Origin of the sequence: Luteitalea sp., assembly GCA_009377605.1 — a bacterium.
In the GTDB taxonomy this organism is placed as follows: Bacteria; Acidobacteriota; Vicinamibacteria; order Vicinamibacterales; family Vicinamibacteraceae; genus WHTT01.
The window spans coordinates 29,887-54,194 of record WHTT01000038.1; the positions used below are offsets into that span (position 1 = coordinate 29,887).

18 protein-coding genes are annotated in these 24,308 nt (G+C 63.8%); 6 read left to right on the forward strand and 12 right to left on the reverse strand.

Translation table 11 applies throughout. The annotated features are described in order from the left end of the window. Nucleotides 1–18: 18 nt before the first annotated feature. The 3 genes from GEV06_14275 to GEV06_14285 all read right to left on the reverse strand — a co-directional run bounded on the left by GEV06_14275 (nt 19) and on the right by GEV06_14285 (nt 2,329). A complete protein-coding gene (locus tag GEV06_14275) occupies nt 19–444 on the reverse strand; it encodes a hypothetical protein (protein MPZ19061.1) in 426 nt (141 codons plus the stop codon). A 251-nt stretch (nt 445–695) separates the two neighbouring features. Next, nucleotides 696–2,075, reverse strand: a complete 1,380-nt coding sequence (locus tag GEV06_14280) for a sulfatase-like hydrolase/transferase (GenBank protein MPZ19062.1) — start codon at nt 2,073–2,075, stop codon at nt 696–698. 17 nt (nt 2,076–2,092) lie between these two features. Continuing rightward, nucleotides 2,093–2,329, reverse strand: coding sequence for a hypothetical protein (locus GEV06_14285; protein ID MPZ19063.1), 237 nt, complete (start codon nt 2,327–2,329; stop codon nt 2,093–2,095). 620 nt (nt 2,330–2,949) lie between these two features. On the opposite strand from GEV06_14285, the gene GEV06_14290 reads away from it, so the two are divergent. The 3 genes from GEV06_14290 to GEV06_14300 all read left to right on the forward strand — a co-directional run bounded on the left by GEV06_14290 (nt 2,950) and on the right by GEV06_14300 (nt 8,539). Beyond that, complete coding sequence (locus tag GEV06_14290; GenBank protein ID MPZ19064.1) at nt 2,950–6,384, forward strand: hypothetical protein; 3,435 nt, start codon at nt 2,950–2,952, stop codon at nt 6,382–6,384. A gap of 6 nt (nt 6,385–6,390) precedes the next feature. Beyond that, the gene (locus tag GEV06_14295) at nt 6,391–7,875 is read left to right on the forward strand and encodes a sulfatase-like hydrolase/transferase (GenBank protein ID MPZ19065.1); all 1,485 of its coding nucleotides are present in this window, start codon (nt 6,391–6,393) and stop codon (nt 7,873–7,875) included. 139 nt (nt 7,876–8,014) lie between these two features. After that, entirely contained in the window at nt 8,015–8,539 is a 525-nt protein-coding gene (locus GEV06_14300) for a hypothetical protein (protein ID MPZ19066.1), read from the forward strand. Between the two features lie 108 nt (nt 8,540–8,647). Here GEV06_14300 and GEV06_14305 read toward each other — a convergent pair whose 3' ends face one another. Together GEV06_14305 and GEV06_14310 are read right to left on the reverse strand one after the other, a co-directional pair. Next, nucleotides 8,648–10,138, reverse strand: a complete 1,491-nt coding sequence (locus GEV06_14305; protein MPZ19067.1) for a sulfatase-like hydrolase/transferase — start codon at nt 10,136–10,138, stop codon at nt 8,648–8,650. A 242-nt stretch (nt 10,139–10,380) separates the two neighbouring features. Continuing rightward, on the reverse strand, nt 10,381–11,565 hold the full coding sequence (locus GEV06_14310; GenBank protein MPZ19068.1) for a substrate-binding domain-containing protein: 1,185 nt from the start codon (nt 11,563–11,565) through the stop codon (nt 10,381–10,383). A gap of 361 nt (nt 11,566–11,926) precedes the next feature. Here GEV06_14310 and GEV06_14315 point away from each other — a divergent pair, with 361 nt between their 5' ends. From GEV06_14315 to GEV06_14325, 3 genes are all read left to right on the forward strand, one after another. Continuing rightward, on the forward strand, nt 11,927–13,117 hold the full coding sequence (locus tag GEV06_14315; protein ID MPZ19069.1) for a sugar isomerase: 1,191 nt from the start codon (nt 11,927–11,929) through the stop codon (nt 13,115–13,117). Continuing rightward, nucleotides 13,114–16,605, forward strand: coding sequence for a TonB-dependent receptor plug domain-containing protein (locus tag GEV06_14320; protein MPZ19070.1), 3,492 nt, complete (start codon nt 13,114–13,116; stop codon nt 16,603–16,605). Before GEV06_14315 ends, GEV06_14320 begins: the two co-directional genes overlap by 4 nt. A gap of 136 nt (nt 16,606–16,741) precedes the next feature. Beyond that, complete coding sequence (locus tag GEV06_14325; protein MPZ19071.1) at nt 16,742–17,509, forward strand: sulfatase-like hydrolase/transferase; 768 nt, start codon at nt 16,742–16,744, stop codon at nt 17,507–17,509. 78 nt (nt 17,510–17,587) lie between these two features. Here GEV06_14325 and GEV06_14330 read toward each other — a convergent pair whose 3' ends face one another. The 7 genes from GEV06_14330 to GEV06_14360 all read right to left on the reverse strand — a co-directional run bounded on the left by GEV06_14330 (nt 17,588) and on the right by GEV06_14360 (nt 24,281). After that, nucleotides 17,588–19,951: a hypothetical protein gene (locus tag GEV06_14330; protein MPZ19072.1), complete on the reverse strand. Its 2,364-nt coding sequence runs from the start codon at nt 19,949–19,951 to the stop codon at nt 17,588–17,590. A 44-nt stretch (nt 19,952–19,995) separates the two neighbouring features. Further along, nucleotides 19,996–20,493 carry a hypothetical protein gene (locus GEV06_14335; GenBank protein MPZ19073.1) on the reverse strand — a complete coding sequence of 166 codons (498 nt, stop codon included), beginning with the start codon at nt 20,491–20,493 and terminating at the stop codon, nt 19,996–19,998. A gap of 54 nt (nt 20,494–20,547) precedes the next feature. After that, the gene (locus GEV06_14340) at nt 20,548–21,927 is read right to left on the reverse strand and encodes a hypothetical protein (GenBank protein ID MPZ19074.1); all 1,380 of its coding nucleotides are present in this window, start codon (nt 21,925–21,927) and stop codon (nt 20,548–20,550) included. Nucleotides 21,928–22,297: 370 nt separating this feature from the next. Beyond that, entirely contained in the window at nt 22,298–22,606 is a 309-nt protein-coding gene (locus tag GEV06_14345; protein MPZ19075.1) for a hypothetical protein, read from the reverse strand. A 5-nt stretch (nt 22,607–22,611) separates the two neighbouring features. Then, nucleotides 22,612–23,226 carry a hypothetical protein gene (locus GEV06_14350; protein ID MPZ19076.1) on the reverse strand — a complete coding sequence of 205 codons (615 nt, stop codon included), beginning with the start codon at nt 23,224–23,226 and terminating at the stop codon, nt 22,612–22,614. Nucleotides 23,227–23,340: 114 nt separating this feature from the next. Then, on the reverse strand, nt 23,341–23,643 hold the full coding sequence (locus tag GEV06_14355; GenBank protein MPZ19077.1) for a hypothetical protein: 303 nt from the start codon (nt 23,641–23,643) through the stop codon (nt 23,341–23,343). After that, the gene (locus GEV06_14360; protein ID MPZ19078.1) at nt 23,640–24,281 is read right to left on the reverse strand and encodes a hypothetical protein; all 642 of its coding nucleotides are present in this window, start codon (nt 24,279–24,281) and stop codon (nt 23,640–23,642) included. The genes GEV06_14355 and GEV06_14360 overlap by 4 nt, the downstream gene beginning before the upstream one ends. Nucleotides 24,282–24,308: the final 27 nt, after the last annotated feature.

The window sequence follows — 24,308 nt, forward strand, 5'->3', positions numbered from 1 at the left end:
GGTCGGCTGCGCGTAGTCTCACCGCCCTTCTGACTGAGGGATCCTCACCGCTCCGCCACCCGCGCGCAGCGCCCATGGGTGGCCCACGCAGCAAGACGCAGGTGACAGGGTCACAAGGTGACAAGGTGAATGGAGGCGGCTCGGCGATCGGCGTCTGCGGCGCGCCGCCCCCCCCCGCGTCTCTGGATACAGGTTGCGCGTGAGGCCCATCGCGAGCCACAGCGCCGCGACGGCGACCGCGCCATACTCGAGCGTAAGCAACGGCACGGGCACAATCCACGATCCATCCAGCGATCGCAGATACCAAACCAGGTCCGAGTGGAGCCCGCTGAGCGCCGGGTCGTTTGGGCGAGCGCGGTAGGGATCCAGCCCCGCACGCTGGACACGCGCGTCCCACACGTAGCGGATGGCGTCACCACCCTGTCCCTCCGGTAGCGCGAGCAAGGCACCGCGTCCGATGAGAGCCAGCGCCAGATAGACGCGCCCTTTCGCCCGGTGGGTTCATCGGGCGCGATGGCCGAGGGAGTGTGGTTATTCGCTATGCTCGTCCGATTAGTGCTCGTATCGCTCACATCCGTCGGTTCGCTTGCGCTAGCCGCGGTCGTCATGGCTGTTGATCATTACCCCATCAACGACGTTCCACGGTAGGTTCTTTCGTAGCGAAGAGCCAGTGGGGGCCTTCGCCGTGCCAGCGATCAATGCGGCCAGGCGGTCTGGACCTGGCGCTCGGTCACCGGCCACCATCGAGCGATCTTCTTCGCCAGGCGCTCGGCGACCTCCGGATGCCGCGCGGCCACGTTGTCCGTCTCGTGCGGGTCCGCGGTGAGGTCGTACAGCTGCGGTCGGCGCTCCGTCCGGGGATGCGAGCTGGCGTAGCGGCCGAGCGCCCCGTCGTAGGTCAATATCAGCTTCCATCGGCCCTCGATCGCCCAGCGATACAGCAGCGACGCTTCCGGGTTGTCGAGATCCGCCACATCATGGGCGAACCCCTCGCCAAAGATCGTGTCGCGATCCAACTTCTTCCCGTCCCGCACCACCGGCAGCAGGTCGATGCCGGGCAGGTTCTTCGGAATCGCGGCACCCGCTGCACTCAGAATCGTCGGCGCGAGATCAACGCTGCTCACCAGCGTGTCATGCTCCTGGGGATCGATCACACCTTTCCAGCTCAGCATGATCGGCGTTCGCACACCTCCCTCGTTCGGCGATTGCTTCGAACGTAACGCATAGCCTCCGGCGTCGTCTCGCTGAATCCAGCCGTTGTCGGCCACGTAGAGAAAGAGCGTGTTCTCCGTCAGCCCTTTCTCGTCGAGATAGTCGATCAACTGGCCGGAGGTCTCGTCGAACCACTCGCACATCGCGTAGTACTTCGCGACGAACAGCGAATCGACCTTGTCGCGATACTTCGCCAGGAGGCGCTCCGGTGGGTTGTGGGGGGTATGTGGGAGAAAGGGGGCGTACCATACGAAGAAGGGCCTCTTCTCGGCGACCGTATGGTCGATAAACTCGAAGACCGGTTCCATGCCCTCTCGTCCGATCGTCAATCCGTCGTCGCCGTGGCGGCCGCCGGGTTTGGGAAACCCACGAGTCATGCCATGCGTGAAGCCGCCGCGCTGATACGATCCCTCCCACCACTTGCCCGACTGGAAGCTCAGATAGCCCCGCTCGGCCAGCAGCTTCGGCACGGTCGGGTAACGATCGATGTGACTGATCATCTGCTCGCGCAACTCCGCGTACCGGGTCGAGTCCGGCGGCGCGAGCGCAGGCGAGGGATCGTTCCCGCTGATCTTGTGCTGGTGCGCGTACACGCCCGTGATCAGTGTCGCCAGCGACGGCCGGCACAGCGCCGTCGCGACATAGCCTCGGCGGAAGACCGCACTGTGATCCGCCAGACGATCGAGGCGCGGCGTCTGAACGATCGGATGCCCCATGAAACCGTAGTCTGTCCACGCCTGGTCATCGGAAACGATCAGCACAATGTTGGGCCTCGCCTGCTCCGCGGTCTGCGCCCAGGCGGTCTCAGCTCTGGCCAACGCAGCCAGAAGCAAGACCCCAATGATCGTCGTCGCGCCGTGCATCACGTCGTCCTCCTCCTTCAAAACAAGACCTTCAGGCCGAACTGCACCTGTCTCGGGGCCCTGGCGCTCAAGATGCGGCCGAAGTTCGGATCCGCGGTGTTGGCCACGGGCAGGTTGAAATTGGCCCGGTTGAAGAGATTGAACGCTTCGGCTCTGAAGGCGACCGTGACCGTTTCATGGCGTTCCCTCGTTTCCTGGCTCTTCCAGGCTCTTCGTCGCTTGGCTAGGCTGACGCGCTGTAGCCATAGAGCCAAGACCGCGGCGCAACAGCAGGGGCCCCTGCGCTACCTGCGATCTCTCGCTGCGGGTTCCTCTTGCTGGGGGCAGCCCCTTCTCAACCCCGTGGATGCACCGAGACATTACCTGATTTCCCGTGAGCATCAAGCGTTTTACGCTCGGAGGGGCTCGTTTGACGTGTCGAAATGCATCAATGAACCACTCAGTGGCGATAACTCGAGGGCTCGCCGAGCGCAAGCGCGGCAAACGCTCTCCACGGCCGATGGGGTGCGCAGGGCCTGGGCCTTCCTGCCGTTTTGCCATACAAAACGGCGACACATTCGGATTTCCCAACGATCCACGTCCGTACGCTCACGCTCGATGGCGTCATTGCTCAGAACAGCGCCGTTTCGAAACGCGGGATGTCGCATGCTGGTCATACGTCTCGGTCCAAGAGGATGCGCCTTTGCTTAGTCTCGCTCGCTGTATCACTTACATCCATTCAGGTGGCTATGGAAGTATTTCGCAGAGTCAAACTGAAAGCGCTCAGCGAAAAGCTGTTGACGGTGTCATGACGCATTGGTCATTCTTTCGCTGTTCAGCGGTACATGCGTCTGTCCCTACGGGCCGAGGAAGCTGAAGCTATCCACTGCATGGCATGCCTCGCCCTCCAGCCGGTTGGATCTGTCGTGGAGACATCCGCGATCCCGGCACAGAGGGGGCTGACGCGCGTCCGTTTGTCCGGAGGGGGCCCTTTATGTTCTCCAACGCTGACATTCAGGTTCGCACGGGGTGTGCTCTCGCGGGAGTCCGACTTCTCGGGAGCATGGCGACCTGCCTTCTCTTGATCGTGATGCCGCTGTTTGGGCAGGGTTCGACCGGGACGATTACTGGGGTGGTTACCGACCCGTCGCACGCGCACCTGCCGGGTGTCGACGTGGTCGCGACGAACGTGGCGACCGGCGTCTCGCGGTCGACCGTGACGAATGCGCAAGGCGAGTATACGATTCCGCTGCTCCAACCAGGAGAGTATCAGTTGACGGCAAGCCTCCCCAGTTTCCGCGCCTTCACGCGAAGCGGCCTGGTCGTGGAGTTGGGGCGGGTTATTCGGCTCGACATGGCGTTGGAGCTGGGCGAGGTGACCGATTCGGTGGAGGTTCGTGCCACCACGCCACTGCTCGAGTCGGAGACGTCGAGCGTGGGGCAGTTCATCGAGAACGAGACGGTAATCAACATGCCGCTCAACGCCCGCCGCGCTGGCGAGTTGATCTCGCTGATGGGGAACGCCATCACCATATCCAAAGACGTGCTTCGCCCACGCGTGGCCGCGGCGGGCGGACGCGGGGATCAGCAGCAGTGGATGATCGACGGCGTCAATGCCTCCAACATCGCGTTGGAGATTCCGCAAGCCCTGTTCAACCCGCCGGTGGAAGCCGTTCAGGAGATGCGGGTCCAGCAGAACGCGTACTCCGCGGAGCTCGGCAACAGCGCCGGGGGTGTCGTCACGATCTCGACCAAGTCGGGCACCAACGAGTATCGCGGGGGCCTCTACGAGTTCCTCCGCAATGACGCACTGGACGCCAGGAACTTCTTCGCGGCCGACAAAGCCCCCCTTCGCTGGAACGTGTTCGGCGCGGCGATGGGAGGGCCCATCATCAGGAATCGCACGTTCTTCTTCGTGCACAACGAGTGGCAGCGGCAGCGGATTGGCGTGACCAACACCCTCACCGTCCCCACCGAGCTCCAGCGTTCGGGAGATTTCTCACAGACCACGGACAACGCCGGCGCGCTGACGGCGATCTACGATCCGCTCACCGCGCACCAGGATCCGGAAGACCCGAGCCGAATCATACGCGATCCGTTTCCCAACAATGTCATCCCGGAGGACCGCTTCGATCCGGTGGGCGCGACGCTGGTCGAGTTCTATCCGCTGCCCAACCAGGCGCCGACCAACCCGGCCGGCGCGAACAACTTTGTCGGCAATCGCACGAACGCGCTGAATCTTTCCACCCTGACAGCAAAAGTGGATCACACGTTCAGCGACACGGACCGGTTCGCGTTCCGCTTTATCCTCCATGACTTTCCGACCAACAATACACCCGTCTTCTCACAGGCGGCGGCCGATCCGTTCGGGGTTGAAACGGACAGGCGGGCCTACAGCTTCCTGTTCAACCACCTGCACAATTTCTCCCCAACCCTGCTCAACGATCTGCGGGTGAATTACCAGCCGCGGCGGTTTCAGATTCACCCGCTGGAACCCGACGGGAACTGGCCGGCGCAACTTGGCTTGAACGGAGTGAACGGCTCTCCCTTCCCGCGGGTGAACGCGGCCGGTTTCGTGGCGCTGGGCAACAACAACCAAGGGCGTGTGCAAGCGCCGATCACTGACACGCACATCGTGAATACGTTCTCCTGGTTCCGGAAGTCGCACGCGCTGAAGCTCGGAGGGGAAATCCGGTTGTCCCGAAACCAGGAGGCGCTGGCGCAGTCGATTTCTGGGAACCTCACGTTCCAGCCACAGGGCACCGGATTGCCCGGACAGGCTAATACGGGCAACGCGATTGCCAGCCTGCTGCTCGGCTACGTGCACCGCGGCCGAGTGGCGGAATTCGACATCCTCGATCGGCGCGCGAACTACTTCGCGCTGTTCGTGCAGGACGATTGGAAGGTCACCCCGACTCTCACGGTGAACCTGGGCATCCGGTGGGAGGCCCATACGCCGCGCGTCGATGCCAACGACCGGCAAAACGGATTTGACCCCGTGGCCACCAACCCGGTCTCCGGCACGCCGGGCGTGGTCACGTTCGCCGGGCGGGATGGCCTCGGCCGCACTGTCTATGATGGCGACTACAACAACATCGGTCCCCGCATCGGTCTCGCCTGGAGGCCATTCGGCAGCAGAAATGCGGTGATCCGGTCGGGCTATGGCATCTTTTACGGCCCGCCGCTGCCGGGATCCAACAACACGGCTGCCGGCTTCGGCATCGAGGGAGACCTCCAGACACCCGACAACGGCATCACCGCGCCCTTCCTGTTGCGGGACGGTTTTCCGGCGTCGTCCCGGCTCGAGTTGGGACCCGGTTTCGGAGCGGTTCCGGTGGGGGAAGCGCCGGTGTTCTCTCCCGAGTTCATCGACAAGGACCGCCGGCTCGGGTACTCGCACATGTTCAACCTCTCGATTCAGGGGGAGATCGGCTTCAGCACGATGGTCGAGCTCAGCTACCTCGGCAACCTGGGCCGCAATGTCCCTGGCCCAAGTATCAGCATCAACCAGGTGCCCCCGGACAACTTCGGCCCGGGCAACCGGCAGGCGCTTCGCCCGTTCCCTCAGTTCAACGACGTCACCCGCGTCAGTCCCATGGACGGGACCTCCAGTTATCACGGCATGAACATCAAGGTCGAGAAGAGGTTCTCGCACGGCTTGAACTTCCTGGCCAACTACACCTGGTCGAAGTTCATCGACGATGTGCCCGCGCAGTTCGAGGCGGGCTCGGTCGGCGGCGGCCCGCAAAACCTCTTTGACCGCGCGTCGGAGAAGGCCCTCTCCGGCAATGACGTTCGCCACCGCCTGGTGTGGAGCTCGGTGTACATGCTGCCGTTCGGCAAAGGGCGGGCGACGCTCAATGAAGGGATCGCGGCCAGCGTGCTCGGAGGCTGGGACGTCGGGCTCATCATGACACTGCAGGCGGGCAACCCGATAGGCCTGGTGACGCAGGTGAACACGACGAACGGTTTCACGCCGGGGCCCCAGCGGGTGAACGTCCTCCGGGACCCGAGTCTGCCCACGTCCGAGCGGACTGTCGAGCGCTACTTCGATACGGAGGCCGTGGTTGCGCCGCCGGAACTCACGTTTGGCAACGCCGGCCGCTCGCTGCTGACCGGACCAGGACTGGCCAACTTCGATGTGTCGCTGATCAAGAACCATCGCTGGGGACAGCACTACAACGTCCAGTTCCGTATCGAGGCTTTCAACGTCTTCAACCACCCAAACTTCAACAATCCGGGCCGGGCGTTGGGATCGCCCAACTTCGGCGTGATCAGCTCGGCCGGGGCTCCCAGAGAGGTGCAGCTCGGCCTCAAGGTGGAATTCTGACCGCGAATGATTATGGGCGTCGAAGCGAACGGACGGATGAGGAGCTCGAGAGGCATGCCAATGGCAGCCCGACTAGCTGCGGCGTTGCTACTCTTATTGCTCCCGAGGCCCGCTTCCCTGGCGCCGCTCGGCGCAGCGCGTGACCAGTCGGCCGCGGCTGTTCGTGCCGTGAGGCCGAACGTCATTCTTATCCTGGCCGACGATCTCGGCTGGGCAGACCTCGCAGCGTACGGGAACACGTACAACGAAACGCCGAACATTGATCGTCTGGCACGGCAAGGTGTTCGTTTCACGCAGTTCTATGCCGGACCGGTCTGCTCGCCGACTCGTGCGAATCTGCAGTCAGGACAGGATCAAGCGCGGTTCGGCATCACCCAGCACATTCCGGGCCACCGGCGCCCGTATGCCAGACTGATCGATCCGATTGTCCCGCTGCATCTGCCGCTGGAGGTGGAAACCTTTGCCGAGCGGCTACGCCGCACCGGCTACGCCACGGGGTACTTCGGCAAGTGGCATCTGGGCGGCCCCGGGTACGGGCCGGCGGACCAGGGTTGGGAGACGGCTGTGGAGCATCAGGGCAATACGGCGCCGCCACGGGTTTCCGGGCGCGGCGGAGAGCAACGCACAGCGGAATTTCTCACCGACAAGGCACTGGACTTTATCGAGGCGAATCGAGACCAGCCTTTCCTGCTGCAGGTATCCCACTTCGCGGTGCATATCCCGCTTTCCACGACGCCGCATTTGCTGGCCAAGTACGAGGCCAAGCCGCCGATGTCCGGCTACCCCAGTCTGCCCGTGTATGCGGGACTCCTCGAGGAGTTGGATCAGGGCGTCGGCCGCATTGCCGACACGGTTGATCGCCTCGGTCTGGCCGAGCGGACGCTGATCCTTTTTCTGTCCGACAATGGTGGGCTAGAACACGAGCAGAGTGGGCGCGTCGTGACCTCGAACCAGCCGCTGCGCGGTGAGAAGGGGACATTGTACGAGGGAGGGATCCGGGTTCCGGCCATCGCGCGGTGGACGGGCCGCATCCCCGCCGCCACCCACTCCGATACGCCCGTGACCACGATCGACCTGTATCCCACGCTCCTCGAAATCGTGGATCTCACCGGGCCGAAGAACCAGCCCCTCGACGGCACCAGCTTCGCCTCGTTGCTGCAGGCCCCCACCACCCCTCTCGCGCGTGACGCCCTGTACTGGCACCTGCCCCACTATCATCACAGCACGCCGGCCAGCGCAATTCGGCGCGGCGACTGGAAGCTGATCGAGTTTTTTGAAGACGGCGCCCTTGAGCTCTACAATCTCCGCGCGGACCCAGGCGAGCAGACCAATCGTGCCGCCCACATGACAGAGAAGGGACAAGAGCTCCACACAGCTCTCGAGACTTGGAGAGAAGAGGTCGGCGCGCGGATGCCCCGGTCCAATCCGCAGTACGATCCTCAGCGCGCCACCGAGCTCGCAAAGCGCCAACCGCCACCGACCAAGCCATGAACGATTATGAGACGCAGCGGAACGAGGTTTCACACATGAAGAGTGGCCTGCGGCTCGAGTCTGAATCGCTCTCAAGGGCTTGCGCTGGGTCTGACGTGGACGTTGAGCCCCACCCTCGTCGGCGACATCCGATTCGGGTATGCGCGCGGGAACTAACTTCACGTATCCACCGACCTTCGGCGTGGACGGCCCGGCTGAAATCGGGTTGACCAACGTGCCCAACGATCCGGCGATCATGGGCGGTCTCCCAAAGATGAACATCCAGGGCTTTGACGCCATTGGCCGTCATACGTCGACGCCACAGTTTCAGACACCACGCTCATGGAATCCTCGAGCGACGTTCAGTTGGACGAATACGCGACGCCTCCTCGAGAGGCGGAGAACCGCTTCGTCAACTTCGATCCCGAGACAGGAACGGAGGTCGTCGCCAGCGACGGCAGCAACCGAACGTTTTACCGGCACCTGGAAAGACTTCATCAATGTCTCTCGCGTGATCGATCCGCGACAGTTGTTGCAGAAGCGGAGGATGGCGCTGGTGTCACGCTGGAACAGCGCCACGATCAATCAACACTTCTTGCCTTACAACTTTCGCCCCAAAACGGAATGGCCCTCGTTGACGGGCTCTCGTCATAGCGACGGCCAGCGGAGACAACCTCGCTACTGAATTCGCCCCTTGGATTAATCGCCTCCAGCGCTCGCCGTGGTCGGAGCGTTTCTTCTGGTGATGTCGTCGCCCGAGGCGACCTAGGGCGTTGGGCGTCCGTCTCGCGGACTACAGCTCCGGGATCGGCGTGCCGGGGGCGATCGCCTCGCCCTCCCACACCGCGCGTCCGTTCTCGTACGTGAGGATGCGAGACGCGCTGCCGGGCGCGGGCGGCGCGCTCGACGCGGGCGCCCAGCGGCGGTGCTCCTCCAGAATCGACGCGAACTTCGGATCCCCCGCGAGGTTTGTCCACTCATTCGGGTCGGCGCGCATGTCGTAGAGCTCTTCCGAGCCGTCGGCGTAGCGGATGTAGCGCCAATCTTCACTTCGCACGCCGTGATTGCCCGCGTTGTGCGTGGTGATCGCCGGGCGCTCGCGCGGCGCGGCGGCGTCCTGCAGTTGCGGAACGAGGCTCACGCCCTCGATCCCCTCTTTTGCCGGCAGCCCCGCCAACGCGACCAGCGTCGGGTAGACGTCGAGCAGCTCGGCCGGACGCGTCGAGGCGGCGCCCTCGGCGATCCCCGGCCCGGCGAAGATCAACGGTACCCGCGTCGAGGGCTCCCACAGCGTGTTCTTGCCGGTGATGAGCTTCTCGCCGAGATGCCAGCCGTGATCGGACCACAACACCACGATGGTGTCGTCGGCGTGGCCCGAGCCGTCCAGCGCGTCGAGCAGACGGCCGACCTGGCTGTCGACGAAGCTGATCGAGGCGAGATAGGAGCGCGTCAGGTTCTTCCACTCGTCGGCTTCCTCGAGGAACTTCAAGCGCGGCTCGGGGAGCTTCCAGTGCAGGAACCACGAAAAGCGCGGCGTGTCGTCGCGGTCGTCCTCGCGCACGCGCGGCAGATCGAGGTGATCCTCGGAGTAGAGATCGAACCACTTCTCGGTGGCGTAGCACGGCACGTGCGGCAGGAAGAACCCCACCGACAGAAAGAACGGCGCTTCGAGGTCTTCCTCGAGGCGCTCGACCGCCCAGCTGGCGACCTGCCAGTCGCCCTTGTCCTCGTCGCGGTGAGGAAACAGGCCCCAATCGACCAGCGGGTGCGGGTTTGGAGTGTCGACGAGCTTCTTGTCCGGCTTGGCGCCGACGCCCGCTGGCGGACCCAGGACGTTGAATTCGCGGTCCTCCGCCTTGCGGCCGTAACCGCCGTGGTAGATCTTGCCGGTCGAGTACGTGCGGTAGCCGGCGCGCTCGACGTGTTGCGGCAGCGTCGTGACGTCGCGCAACTCGGCGACGTCGCGAAACCAGGGCGCCAGGCCGTAGATGCCGGTGGTCGAGGGCCGCAGCCCGGTCATGAGGCTCGTCCGCGAGGGGTTGCACAGCGGAGCCTGCGCATGGGCGTTGAGGAAGGTCGTGCCGCGAGCGGCCAGCCGATCCATGTGGGGCGTTTGAACTTGCGGATGGCCTTGCAGCGGTCCGACCCAGTCGTTGAGATCGTCGATGGCGATGAACAGGATGTTCGGCCGCGCGGCGGCGGGCGGCGCGGCGCGTCCGCCGCAAGCGACGGCCGTGAGAATGACGACACTCGCCGCAAGAACGGACAGGCGACCCACCTTCATGCCGCCGAGAATGCCAAGGTGGCGCAGGCACCGTTTCGACAAACCGTCGGCGTGGAACCGAGCGCGCTGGAGTTGTTGATACATATACATAACCCTTCGAGGGCATATCCACTTCACACGTTACTGTCCCAGGACACCAGGTCGAGCGCCCACCGCACGATGACGCACCGGCCAGTCCTCCCCGTGGATTGCGCGAACGCGATCTGCTGGTTGGACGACGACCACCGCGCCAAGACCACGGGTCATGTCATTCCAGTGAACAGCCGATTGCCTGGGGCGTTTCTCGGGTAATGACCTCCATTCACGTGCATCAGTTCGTCATTCGGATAGACGTGATTCACGTTGTCCGGCGTGACCAATTGATGCTTTACGAACACCGCGGGCGGAACGGGACGCCGGTCCAGGATATCGAGCGCCACGCCCACGATGGCCGTGCCGTACTTTTCAGGAAAGTACGCGACCGAGCCAATGAGGCGGGTGCCCGGCTGGCGGAGCTCGCTCCGTCCTTCCGGGGAGGCGTTCTGGCCCATGATGGCGCAGCACTCGGTGCGGCCCGCCTCCTGAAACGCGCGCAGCGCGCCCAAGGCGCTGGGATCGTTGATGGCGCCGACCAGCAGACGGCGCGATCGGCTCGTGCGGAGGCAACGCCGCATGGCCTCGAAGCTCGGACCAAGCGTGCCATCGCCATCGAGAAACGTCACCCGGCAGTTCTCGAGCACCGGACACATCTCCTTCATCCCCACCAACATGCCGGTGAGGCGCATCATCGGCAGGTTCCCCGCACGCGGCAGCGCCATCAGGACAATCTCGTCCACCTGGCCCTGCCAGCGCTGCTTGGCCCAGCGACCGAGCTGGCGTCCGCCAATGACGCCCGCCTCGTAGTTGTTCGCGCCAAAATAGGTCGCACCGGGATGCGGGATCTCGATGGCAATCAGTGGAATATTCGCCTCGCGATACTTCGCCGCCACGATCGGGGCGACGGTCTCGTCGGTTTGGAACTCGATCACGAGGTCGACCTTCTCGCGCACGAGCACATCGGCATTGCGCAGGGCGGTCTTGGCGCTGTACGCGTTGTTGACCGAGATCAGCTCGATGCCCTCGGCATCCGCCGCTCGCTGCAAGCTCGTCGAGACCTCCGTTGAGAACTGATAATCGGTACCTTGTGCCGCATACCCAAGTCTGTAGAGCCGTGGTTTGAACGGCCGAAGGCAGGACCGATACAGGTTTTCGCCGACCTTCTCGATCAAGCTGCACCGCTCGAGTGTATATAGCAGCCGGAACGCCATGCTCTTCGGTAAGCCGCTTCGCGCCGCGACTTCACGAAGCGGCAATGCCTCGCCGGGCGACCGAAAGGCAGACAAGAGCTGAGAGGAGTGGACAACGGCCTTCACCAGATAGCGATCGCGCTTTGGGGACTGAGCGCTCATACTGACATCCTTTCCTTGCAGTGCTGCCGCGCAGTTTCGGCGGCTCTGTTGGCAAAACAGACACTTCTGTGCGCTGGTGGCCCGGATTCTCTCACGCCGCCAAGCGTCCGCGAAACGGAAACTATGGAAGGGACAGGCGTATCGCATCGAGAAACGTGAGAGGCCGTAAGGCTTCACGCGCGCCGCGGTCAAGAAGGCCTGTTTACGTCGGATTCATCGTTTCGATACACAATATTCTCTCCCATTTCCCCGCAAATTGGCCTGGATGAGTCCAGGCGCCACGATATTTCGCATTGCAGAACGCGTGCGCCGTCAGAGAACTCGCTTGCGATCGCTCGCGGTGAGTGGCAGGCTCTCCTGTATGGATCGCAGACTGGGAGATCAGGTGTTCGGAGCTCTGGAGACCTTTCGCATCGAGCTGCCGTCCTGGGGATTCGCGAATACCGGCACGCGGTTTGGCAAGTATCTGCAGCCTGGCGCGGCGAGCACGCTCGAGGAGAAGCTCGCCGATGCGGGACAGGTCCACGCGCTCACCGGGATTTGTCCGATTGTCGCCTTGCACGTGCAGTGGGACTTCCCTGGCGGCCCCGCCGACGCGGAGATGGTCAAGGCGCTGTCGCGCCGGCACGGCGTCCAGCCCGGTGCGATCAATCCCAACTTCTTCCAGGATCAGGAATACAAGTACGGCTCGTTCGGGAATCCGGATGCGGCGATTCGCGAGCGGGCGGTGCAGCATGGCATCGACAGCGTGCGCATCGCGACGCGCGTCGGCAGCCGCGATATCTCCTGTTGGTTTGCTGACGGCTCCAACTATCCCGGGACGGCGAACATTCGCCAGCGACGACAGTGGTTTGAAACCGCGCTCGCCCGCCTGCACGGGGAGCTATCGCCAGACCAGCGGCTCTTGGTGGAATACAAACCGTTCGAGCCCGCCTTCTACCACACTGACATCGCGGACTGGGGGATGGCGCTCCTCTTGGCGCGCGCAGCAGGGCCGCGGGCGAAAGTGCTGGTCGACACGGGACACCATTACGCCGCACAGAATATCGAGCAGATCGTCGCCTGGCTCTTGGCCGAGCATATGCTCGCGGGCTTTCACTTCAACGATCGACGGTATGCGGATGATGACCTGACGTTGGGATCTATCGACCCGTATCAAGTGTTTCGCATCTTCCACGAGATTCGATCGTTCGCGTGGGAGACTGACACGCGCGCCGACATCGCCTACGTCATCGACCAGAGTCACAACCTGAAGGCCAAGATCGAAGCGATGATCCAGACAGTGACCATGGCGCAGGAGCTGTTCGCAAAGGCCGCGCTCGTGGACCACGAGCGCCTGGCGGCGGCCCAGCGCGCGCCCGACCTGATCCGAGCGGAGGCGTGCCTGCAGGATGCCTTTGCGACGGATGTGCGGCCGGTGATTCGGGACTGGCGCGCCTCGAAGGGACTGCCTGAGGATCCGATCGCTGCGTTCCGCCAGAGCGGGTATCTGGAGCGGGTCGCCAAGGAGCGCGGCGCTCACGTCACGGCGGGCGCCTCGTCGTACGCGTGAATCTCCGCGTGCACTACGTGAGCATCACGAATCTGCAGGAGGGCATTGTGACTCCCGAGGTCCGTTCGTTCGTGCGTGTGTTCGTCGTCTGGCTTGCCGCGCTCGCTCCCGCCACCCTCTACGCCCAGGGCTTGACCGGGCAGATCTCCGGAACCGTGATGGACTCGTCTGGCAGCGTGTTACCAGGCGCAACGGTGACCGTCCGGAACACCGGGACCGAGGCCACACGCAGCGTGGCCTCGGATTCGACGGGTGGGTTCGTCATCACCGAGCTGCTGGCGGGCACCTACGACGTGACCGTCGCGCTGGACGGGTTCAAGGCCCACACGCGCACCGGCGTCGCGCTGTCGGCCAACGAGCGTGTCGCGCTGAGGCAGATCGTGCTCGAGGTCGGCGACGTGACCGAGACCGTGTCGGTGACCGCCGATGTCGCCCGCGTCCAAACGAGGAGCGCGGAGCGCTCTGGGCTCGTCACGGAGGAGCAGCTCGAGAACATCGCGCTCAAAGGGCGCGACTACATGGGCATGCTACGTCTGCTGCCGGGCGTGGTGGACACGAACGCCAGGGAAGCGCCGGGCTGGAACAATCTCACCGGGCTGAGCGTCAACGGCGGCCGCACCAACACCATCAACCTCACCTACGACGGCGTCACCAATCTCGATACCGGGTCGAACACTGGGCCCTTCCTGGCGCCCGGGCTCGACTCGATTGCCGAGATCACGGTGCTCACCTCCAACTATCAAGCGGAGTACGGCCGCAGCTCCGGCGGCACCATCAACGTCGTGACGAAGAGTGGCACGCAGGAGCTCCACGGCGGCGGCTTCTATTCGAAGCGGCACGAGAAGCTGAACGCCAACGAGTGGGAGAACAACAAGTTTGGCGAGCCGAAGCCGCCGTACCGATTCGACTACGTCGGCTACCACCTCGGCGGGCCGGTCCTGCTGCCGAGCTTCAATCGCCAGCGCAACAAGCTGTTCTTCTTCTGGAGCCAGGAGTTCCTGCCCAGGACGAACCCCGGCAACTTGGAGCGCCGGACGATGCCGACCGAGCTGGAGCGGCGGGGGGACTTCTCACGGTCGTTCGACACGAATGGGAATCGGCTCGTCATTAACGATCCGTTGACCGGGCAGCCGTTCCCCGGAAACGTCATTCCGTCCGATCGCATTGATCCCAACGGCCAGGCGTTGCTGACCCTCTTTCCGTTGCCGAACGCAAGCGATCCGGCGAGGCAGTTCAACTACACGTTCCAGAGCTCGTTCGACCAGCCGCGCAACGACCAGGTGCTGCGCGTCGACTGGAACGTGGCGCCGCAGACGACCTTCTACTCGCGGCTGAATTTCGGCTACGAGGCGTTCAAGGGCGGATGGGGCTTCGTCTTGAACAACGCCAACTGGCCGCAGCTCCCGATTGCGTACGAGATTCACAGCTACGGGGTCGTCAACACGCTCCTGCACACGTTCGACCCGACGACCGTCCTCGAGGTCACCGTGGGCCTGAACCACGGGAAGCAAACGGTGGAACCGCTGACGCAGGCGGACCTCGACCGCAACGATCGACTGAACGTTGGTCTTGCCGGCCTCCCCCAGTTCTTCCCGGAGGCCAATCCGCAGCGGATCGTGCCGAACGCCAGCTTTGGCGCGTCCGGCCTCGCGCTCGCGAACCTCCCGCAGCTCGGTGTCGAGAGGCGCTATCCGTTCTTTGGTGAGAACGATATCTGGAACACGTCGGCCAACCTCACCAAGATCCTGGGCGCGCACAACCTCAAGGCCGGCATCTTCTACGAGTACACGACGCGTCCGGCGGCTCGCGGCAGCCAGTTCAACGGCGCCTTCAATTTCTCACGTGACACCAATAATCCACTCGATGCCAACCATCCGTTTGCGAACGCGCTGCTCGGGTCGGTGCAGAGCTATTCCGAGGCGACCAGCCACCCGGACGCGGACGCGCAGTTCATGAACCTCGAGTGGTTCGTCCAGGACAACTGGCGCGTGTGGCGTCACCTGACGATCGACGCGGGCGTGCGCTTCTACTACATCGGACCGACCCGCAGCCGCGGCGATCAGCTCGCCGTGTTCCAGCCGGACGATTTCGACCCTGCCAACGCGCCGGAGCTCGTGCAGCCGATCATGACGCCTGATGGCCGGCGCGGCCTCGACCCGGTGACTGGCGAGATCCTCCCGGCGGTGAAGATTGGCACGTTCGCGTCTGGCTCCGGCGATCCGGCCAACGGCGTGCAGATCTTCGACGAGACGGTGCTGGACGCACCGCCGATTCAAGTCGCGCCGCGCGTGGGATTCTCGTGGGACGTTACCGGGGACGGCAGGACCGCGGTGCGCGGTGGCTTTGGCGTCTTTCCCGACCGCTTCAACGACGACCTCATCTTGCAACTGGTCGAGCTGCCGCCGCTGGTGAACACGCCGTCGGTCAATTACACGACCATCGACGAGCTGTTGTCGTCACCGCTCAGCCTGAGTCCGGCCACCGCACGGCATCTCGACACCGACTACGAGCCCCAGATGAAGTACAACTGGAGCGTCGGTGTCCAGCGGGATCTCGGCTACCAGTTGGTAGCGGATGTCGCCTATGTGGGGTCGGCCGGGCGCGACCTGCTGCAGGTCAGAAATCTGAACGCCGTGCCGTACGGCACGCGCTTCCAGGCCTCGAGCATCGACCCCTCGACCGGCGAGTCGCTTCCGCCGAATTTCCTGCGGCCCTTCCGTGGGTACGGCGACATCCTGTTCCACGAGTTCGCCGGCTTCTCCGACTACCAGGCGCTCCAGGTGCAGTTGAACCGGCGGTACACGGACGGCTTGCAGTTCGGCGTTTCCTACACGCTGTCCTCCTCCAAGACCACGGCCGGGACCGTGAACCCATTTCTCGATGCCCGTGATCGGAACTATGCGGGCATCGGGCGCACGCACAATCTGGCGATTAACTACGCGTACGATCTCCCGAATCTCAGCGAGCGCTGGAACAATGCGCTGGCGCGGGTGCTCTTCGACGGCTGGCAGGTGTCCGGTGTCACGACCGCGCTGAGCGGCGCCGCGCTGAATCTGTCGTACGCAATCGAGGGCGCCAGTGACCTCACCGGCGGTGCGGGCGCCGGAGTCGATACACGCGTCGACCTCACGGGCGACCCCAACCTGCCACGCGGTGAGCGCACACCTGATCGCGCGTTCCGCACCGAAGTGGTACAGCCCCCCTCGCTCGAGACGAACCGGATCGGCACGGCGAAGACGGATGATCTGATTGGTCCCGGTTATCTCAACTGGGACATGGCCATCAATCGCAATGTTTCGCTCGGCGGTATGCGGCGTTTGCAGTTCCGCGTCGAGCTATACAACGCGTTCAACAACGTCCAGTTCTCGAGCGTGGACACCGGTGCCGTCTTCGACGAGGCGGGCAATCAGATCGACGGCCAGTTTGGAGCCTACCTCGCGGCGCGCGACGCGCGGCGGATTCAGCTCACCCTCAGGGTGCAGTTTTAGAGACAATCGTATTCACCTCGCGCCCGACCTAGTGGGCCTACACCCTTGCTGCTGGGATGAGGTCATGTAGGCCCGAACCTTCAGGACGGCGTCTCAGAAGCGCTGTCATCCAAGAACTCGAGGGCCTGATCCCCCTATGATCTTCATGAAGAACCATCGGTCTACTCGTAGGTGGACGACCGCAGCCCAACGGACGCTGGCCGCGTGTGTCGTCCTGTTCACGGTGTCCCCGGGGCTGCCGGGTCGACTACTCGTCTCACAGAGCCGCGCCACACCAAACTTCGTGATTGTTTTTCTCGACGATTCCGGATGGGCGGATTTTCGGCCCTTCGCCAATCCGGGATATCCAACCCCGAATGTCGATCGACTGGCATCGGAGGGCCGTCGATTCAACAATTTCTACGTGCCCCAGGGCGTCTGCTCGGCGTCGAGAGCCGCCCTGCTCACCGGCTCGTATCCGGGCAAGATTCAGCCGGGGACGACGTCTGAAACAGCCATCTGCTCCATTGACATCCTGCCGACCATTGCCCACCTGGCGGGCGCCCAGCCGCCGGACAACGACATCGATGGGCGCAACGTGTGGGATCTCATCGCCGGCAAACCTGGCGCGCAGAACCCGCATGCCTATTATGCCTTCTCCACCGGGGACCGGTTCGAGGCGGTCATGTCGGGGGATGGGAAATGGAAATTGCATCTTCCTCACGAGTACAGGCATGTGATTCGACACGGTGAGGGTGGGTTCCCCGGTGAGCACGAGCAGAGAGCGCAGCAATTGGCCTTGTATGATCTCGGGGCCGATCCCTACGAGCGCATGAATGTGATCGACGATCATCCTGCGATCGCGCAGACGCTCCAACAGCTCGCCGAACAGCATCGGAAACAGTTCTACGCTGACCGGAAGTGAAGCCGCGCCTGGAGCCCCGACGTTCGAGTGTGCGGCTAAAATCGGCCAGAGCGCCAGTGCACGCGAGAACCGGCGGGGTCAACGCTGTTGCAGCAGCGTCCGCGCCGGCGCAAATCCCGAGTCGGCTGCGAGCGCGCGGCGCGCTGCCGCGACCGCCCGGTCGCGATCACCCAACTGCCAGTGGATGGTTGCCGCCGCGTACGGATACTCGGGAACGGCCGGGGCACGCCGCTCCGCCTCGGCCAGCGTCTCCAACGCCTCGTCCCGCCGGCTCGTCTGCGCCAAGAGGAGACCGAGATTGTACCAGCCCCGGTGGAGCGCCGGTTGACGCTCGACTGCCGCGCGCAGCGCCATCTCGGCTTCAGGCAGCCGGTTGGCCTCAGCGTAAGCAAGACCGGCGCGCAGCATCAGTTCCCCGTTGTCAGGCTCGAGCTCCGCCGCGCGAGACCATGCGTCAGCCGCGTCTCCGGCCCGGCCCAGTGCCTGCAATACCCTCCCATGGCTCTCGTGGATCCCCGCAGAATAGCGATCCCACGTGGCCGCGAGACGCATCTCCGCCTCTGCCTCCTCGAGGCGGCTCGTGTTGGCGAGGAACTGACCGCGTCGCAACCGGCCGCTCGGCTGATCCAGGAGCAGATCGAGGTAATCGAGAAGCTCCCGTTCGACCGCTGAGCCCGCCGGCAGCGTCGCCGCCTGGGCCCAGGCCGCGTCGAGCCTCACCAGCCGCGCCGGATCACGCAGCGACGGGCCGAGCGCCGCCGCGGTGGACGACTCGCCGGTCAACACCTGCACCGCCGACGCACGCACCAGTGGGTCCGCATCGCGTAGCGCCGCGCGCGCGGCAGATACGACCGCGGGCGCATCCGGGCGGCCGGCGAGCAACTGGAGATACGTCGCGCGCCACGCCGCGATGTCCTCCGACGCCAGCAACCTCAGCAACGCCTGCTCCGCGGACGCGTCGCCGGCTTGCACCGCCGCCACGGCTCGCGCGCGCGCACGCTGCCGGGACTCGAGCCTGTCGCCATACCACTTCGTCACGTGCGCGATCGCCCAGTCGACCGATTCGTCGGTATGACAGCGATTGCACGCATTGGGAATGCCCAACTCTTTGGTCAGGAGCGGATCCGGCTTGAGCCAGCCGTGATCGTGTCGCGGTGAGCGCACCATATAGCTCGTCGTGGGCATGTGGCACGTGACACATTGGTTGCCGGTGGAATCGGCCGCATGGTGCGAGTGCGCGGTGGGATCAATCGCCGGGGCCTCGATGCCTGTGTCCGGCATGACTTGCCCGGGCGCGCTGTGACACTGCAGACACAACGCGTTGTTCCTGACAGGCAGCATTGGCTTCGTCGTGTGCGGGTCGTGACAGTCCGTGCATGTCACGCCGGCGTGGCGCATCCGGCTCAGCATCACCGAGGTCCAATTGAACACCTCGTCGCGCTGCTGGCCGTCGGGCCAGAACATCGCGGGATCCACCGGCAGCGTGAGCCGAAAATGGTCGTGATAGTTGGCGCCGGGTGGGAGCTCCGCGGTCAACGGCTCGTTGCGCGCATGGCAATAGGCGCAGCGCTCCATGGCGCGCTGAGGATCGCGAATCCACGCCAGCCTCGACCCGCTCGAGTCCTTGCTCTCGTTCGCCGACCGCCGACCATGCGTGGCGGATACCGGGCCGTGACACTGGATGCACCCCACGCCGTGCTCGACCCACGTGGAGCGATAGCGATCCGTCGCAGCGTCGTAATGCTTGCGGTAACCCGTCATATGGCAGTGCGCGCACATCGAGTTCCAGTTCATGCCGCGGCCCGTCCAATGGCCCCACTCACCGGCATGACGACGCTCGTTCCCAAACACGTTGAACCACTCCTGTCGCGCGGGATCCCACGCGAGGTCGACCGCCTGCCAGCGCCCACCCTCCGCCGGCACCAGCACCTGGCGTGAAGGCTTCCAGCCCAGCACGGCCTCGACCGGATGTGTCGCGCTGCCGGCAGACGGGTCACCCGCGATCATCTGCGGGTGCCCCTTCTCGCTGCGTCCGACGCGGAATCGCGAACCGCCGTCCTCCTCCGCCCGCGGCGGATCGAACGCACCCGCCAGATCCGCATCTTCCACCGGCTGGTTGGCGCGCGCGTGGTCGGTACCTGCCCACGCGGCGACGATGTCCCCGTGACACTCGCGGCAGGAGGCCGAGGTTTGTGCGACCGCCTGCGACGGCAGAAGCGGCGTCTCAGTCGCCACACGGCGTTCGCGCGTGCATGCCGCCACACCGCTGCCGATGACGACACAGGCGATCCACACCAGGCAGATGGGGGGTGAACCGGCAAGGTGATTGGCCGAGTGGGCGACGCAGCCCTGACCGCGTACCACCGTATCTCTCATACCGTTCTCAAAGATCTGAATGGGAGCGACCCGGCAGACCTCGTGGCCTCCGCTTTCGGGGACCATGACCGCGGACGTTTTGTAAGGAGCCCAATAGAACGACCGGCTGCCTACAATGGCGCGGCATTGTCGTCACTGTAGCGGGAGAGTTTATCAGGCTGTGGCCCAATATAGTGAAACGGCTCAGGGTAGGCGAGACCGAAACGGCTGCCGACGGCCGCATCATCTTCCAGGACGAAATGCTTGATGTATTGGCGATTCGCTTCTTCGTCACTATCGCCAAGAATGGGGAGTTTTCTTCCCTCTCGCGCTAGACGCACGCGCCAGGCGGCGCCGCTAGCGCCCGCGGGACCTTGCGTCACGTTGACAAGGTTGACTTCCACGTTCTGATCGATCACCGAACTAATATCAACGACTCGATTGATCAGTTGAGGCCCGCGCGCGAAGTAGTATTTCTCCCGCACGGCATGAGGGAGAATGCCTGCTTCCCGGTGTTCTGGATAATCCCATCGCCCTCCCGCCATCCAGCAAGCCGCCTCCACCGCCCTGGCGGTGATGTAGTGATCCGGATTCCCTTCGTAGTGCCCCCACGGGGCGTAACAAATCACCGGATCAACTTTTAGGCGCTTACGGAAACGAGATCGGCAAATGTTTGTCAGTTTTTAGACGGCGGCGATGCCCAGGTCTTGGAATAGGGTGAACATGGTTTGTCGGATCGTAGCGTAATGGTTATCGATCGGGCTCCGGTTGTTACATGTGCGAGGCGCCCTGGTGTGCGCGACGCCCGCGAGGATGGGTCGAAGGACGTTCTCGCGGAGAGTGACGAGTGCGGCGATCGTACGAATCGCGTCGGTCGGGATGCGGTAGCGGTGAGAACGGGCGGGTCTCGTGAGCAGGGTCTTCCCTCGGAGTTTCTTGAGGTCGTACGCGGCCTGGCGGGCGCCATAGGTCGGCGTCGAGGTCGCCAGCCGCGGACGGACGATCGCCGCGACCTGTGTGACCGTGAAGCCCTCCGGGGCAGCCGCCAAGGCGAGCACGCTTGTCAGCACCGCGCGCATGCGTGGCGAGTTGAGATCGACGCCGCCGACGCGCGTGTGCCCGACCCGAGAAGGAGTGGGGAGGTGGTCCAACGTGTCGTCGCTGACGAACGCGGCATCCATGCCGGAGAGGGTGTCCATGAACCGCTCCAGGATCTGCTGGAGCCGGTTGACGATCAGGGGAAACCGATCCAGGGCCCGGCCGCAGTGGAGTTCTTTCGTGTTGTGCACAATCGCTTCGAACCGGAGCACGCGTTCGCCTTTGGTATCGGCCTTGAGGGTCACCTTGCCGACGTGAATCTTGAAGATGACCAGGTCATACTGAGGTGTCTCGACCACGACTTCGATGCGAGGCGATGTCCCCTTCCGATCCCGATGCGGCCGGGCCTTCATCCCGAAGATCGTTTTGAGTCGTTTGACGTTCAGGCGCGTGCGGGTCCGATCGATCACGCCTTGAAAGATCTGCTCCATGTGGCCGCCGCGCTGAAAGAGGAGATTGCGGCTCATTTCGACCTGGTAGACCGAATACTCGTAGCAGAATCCGCTGTGTTCCTGGTCGGCGCGATCGACCGCAAAGCACAAGCACGTACCGTAGATCCACGCCTCACAGACTTGGCTCAAGCGCCCTATCGTCCGGGGGTCGGACAAGGTGTCTGCGATGGTCGCGAAGGCTGCGGGCGTGTCGATGGCGGTGAAACAATTGCCTTCCTTGGTGAACGTCACCTCCTGTTGGCGTCCCTGGCAGGCCACGTACTCATGCCCGTTCAGGATGATCTGCGCTCCGAAGGGGGGTGCCCGGCCATCTTGATCGTGAGGTGGCCCCACGCGGGATCGATCGAACCGCACGATCCCGTCACCCTGGTTGGAGCGGTCGTCGTACTCGTTGTCATCGGTCTGGCGGCGGCGCTCCCAGTCGGGCGGCGAGTATCGACCCCGCTGCGGTGCTGCGCGAGAGTTGAGCGATGAGGAGCGTACAGGCTTTCCGCTGTCTTCTTTCAGGATCACAAGACTATTTGTCTCGATTTCGTCCCATCCTTCGCACTGTCCAGTCGGCCAACAGACTCTGATCTCGTCCACCGTGGTGGTTTTCCCAGTCGGACGTGCACACGCGGATCGCTCGAGGCGAGATAGCTTCCGTCGCGGCGCACGCGCTGGACCAAGGGAGGCGAGCCGCGAAGGAGGACTGTCACCAGGGACCCGAGACCCTCCCGATTGCTCACCCGGCCCTGGGGCCCCACGGAAATCCAGTGGCCTCGTGAGCTCGACCGATTGAGCAGCAGCCTGGCCGGACCATTGTTATTGGAAGTCAGGAGATCGACGTCTCCATCGTTATCGATGTCTCCCGTTGGTATTGCAGCTTGGTCCCCTTGTTCCCCTAGTACGCGAGGTCGAGCAGGAAATCGCGGCCAAGCTCCTGCTGGACGGAGAGGTTCCACTGCTGCGTGTAGCCAACCGGCTCGTCGTGCACGAAGCCGGAGATGCCAAAGCCAACATCCGTCAGCGGATCGCGCGCATGGGTCGGAAGGTTGAAACCTTGCGGAAATGGATCCGAGATGAGGGCTTCGGACCTCAGATCGTCGAGCGTGGCCACCCACGGCGTGGACGAGTTGAAACCAATAGAACCATCTGCGATCACGACCACGGGAATATAAAAGATGCCATAGCCACCTCTGACGACGGTCATTTCCCTCAGCTGATAGGCGAAGCCAGCCCGTGGGGCGACGTTGTTCTTGTCCGTCTTAACTGATTGCGGGGGCCCCCCTCGTCGCCCAGATAGCGGAGGACGCCGTGTAGCTCCATCCCCACCTGGTCGCTCAGCGGACTGCGGGCCTCCAGGTCCATGACAGTCAGCCGGTCGAATCGCTCGGTTTGAGCATAATCAAGATCGTAGCGGAGCCCGACGTTCAACGTGAGCCGAGGCGTGATCTTCCAGTCGTCCTGGACGTAGAACGCGTAGTAGAGGCGCTGCAGCGAGAGGCCTTGCGTGTGATTGATGCTGCCGCCATTGCCGGTTCCCAGCAGGAACGAAGCCAGGCCGAACCCGGCGTCGCCCCGAGCCGTGAGGGGATCGGGCCCCTGGGTCGTCAGACGGCTGAAGTTGAACGTGCCGGTCGGGTTCGTATCCTGAAGTGCGTGAAAACGAGGCGCCCGAATGTCGAATCCGCTCTTCAGCGAATGCCGGCCCGCGACCTTGTTGACACTCCCCTGCAGCGCATACGTGTTCCGCGGTTGGTTGTGAAAGACCCCGTTGCCGAGGTTGCTCATATCGGCGACGCTGAACGTGGGAAAGTGTGGGGCCGCCACGTCCACGTAGTCCTGCGGAAAGCCGAGCTGACCGAGATCAAATCCTTCGGAAATACTGGTCTGCTGTGGGTGAGCCCGGGCTCGAGTGAGCGTCGGGGGTCATAAATCCTGATATCAGGCTGCCGTCCGAAGCAAGCGTCTGAGAGAAGTCACCCTGCCGTTGACGAGCGGTCGGCACCGTAGACAGCCTCGTGTCGGGGGTTCCTGGCGGAACCCCTCATAGGCTGCGAAAAAGAAGGTCTGACCTCGAACGAGTGGCCCGCCGGCATTGATACCGAACTGGTTCCGCCGAAAGTCCACCCCTTCGAGGCCGGAGCGGTTGGCGAAGAGGGTGTTCGCGTCCAGCGCGTTGTTGCGGTGAAACTCGAAGGTGGTGCCGCGGAAGTCGTTGGTGCCCGACTTGGTCACGATGTTCACGACGCCACCGATGGTCCGCCCGAACTCCGCCGAGAAGCTGTTGGCCTGGACCTTGAACTCCTGCGTGGGTCCACGGAAGGAACATAGGGTGCGAAGTTGCGGTCCGAGGTCGTGCTGGGCGCGCCGTCGAGAAGGATTTCCTGCCCCCGCATCATGCCACCGCCCACCTTGAAGTCGGACTTGAAGAAGCTCCGGCCGACGTCGCTACCCCCACTTGCCCCAAAGCCTTCAGCGGTGAACACTCCTGGAGGAGTCAGGGCAATCAGCCCCATCGAGTCGCGAACGTTCAACGGTAACTCTCTGATCGTGCGCTCGTTGATGACCGTGCCGAAACTGCTATCTTCCGTCTCCAGCAGCGACGCCCCAGCGCTGACGGTGACTTCGTCGGTCACGCCACCGACGGCAAGCACGATGTCCAGGGTATAGAAGCTGTGAAACTCGCCCGCTCGGCTTGGCTGGCGGAGCCCGAGATCCGTCCGCGCTGGGTCCAGCGGCGTCGGCCTGGGAGAGAAGCGATGGACGCTGGTGACATCCGCCGGGAGCTCGACCGTGTCCTGCAGAACCCCCAGTTTCGGTCGGCCCGCAACCGCACTCGGTTCCTGCGCTACGTCGTTCTGAAGACGCTTGCTGGGGAGCACGCGGCTCCAACGTGAGGCAGGCGAACA